A 1,007-nucleotide genomic window follows, 5' to 3' on the forward strand; every position below is an offset into this window, starting at 1 on the left:
TGAGCGGGACGTTCTCGCACAGCTCGTAGCCCGAGTACACACCCCACGTCGGCGAGAGGGTGGCGGCGAGGACGGCGCGGGCCTCGAAGGCGGGGCGGCCGCCGTGCTGGAGGTAGGCGTGCAGGATGTCGGGGGTGTTGACGAAGAAGTTCGGCCGCATGTAGGCGGCCGCCTCCCCCGACAGCTCGGTCAGATACTCCGTCAGCTCCTGCCTGGTGTTGCGCCAGGTGAAGTACGTGTACGACTGCTGGAAACCGATCTGGGCCAGGGTGTGCATCATCGCCGGACGGGTGAACGCCTCGGCCAGGAAGATCACGTCCGGGTCGGTGCGGTTGACGTCGGCGATGACGCGCTCCCAGAACATCACCGGCTTGGTGTGCGGGTTGTCCACGCGGAAGATGCGCACGCCGTGGGACATCCAGTGCCGCAGCACCCGCAGGGTCTCGGCGACCAGGCCGTCCATGTCCCGGTCGAAGGCGATGGGGTAGATGTCCTGGTACTTCTTCGGCGGGTTCTCGGCGTGGGCGATGGAGCCGTCGGGGCGGTGGTGGAACCACTCGGGGTGCTTGTCCACCCAGGGATGGTCCGGGGAGCACTGCAGGGCGAAGTCGAGGGCGATCTCCAGGCCGAGCTCGCGGGCCTGTTCCACGAACCAGTCGAAGTCGTCGAGGGTGCCCAGGCCGGGGTGGACGGCGTCGTGGCCGCCCTCGGGGGAGCCGATCGCCCAGGGGACGCCGACGTCGTCGGGGCCCGCGGAGAGGGTGTTGTTGCGGCCCTTGCGGAAGGTGGTGCCGATCGGGTGAATCGGCGGCAGATACACCACGTCGAAGCCCATCGCGGCGATGGCGGCAAGCCGCCGCGCGGCGGTGCGGAACGTGCCGTGGGGACGCTCGGGCGTGCCCTCCGAGCGCGGGAAGAACTCGTACCACGACCCGAACAACGCCCGCTCCCGCTCCACCAGCAGCGGCAACGGCTCCGACGCGGTCACCAACTCCCGCAACGGATAC

1 pseudogene is annotated in these 1,007 nt (G+C 69.3%); it reads right to left on the reverse strand.

Annotated features, from left to right (window positions below):
- A pseudogene (locus KWI83_RS37755) lies at window positions 1-1,007 on the reverse strand (alpha-1,4-glucan--maltose-1-phosphate maltosyltransferase); the annotation flags it as partial.

The sequence above is a fragment of the Streptomyces sp. TRM70350 genome (assembly GCF_019219825.1).
Lineage (GTDB): Bacteria > Actinomycetota > Actinomycetes > Streptomycetales > Streptomycetaceae > Streptomyces.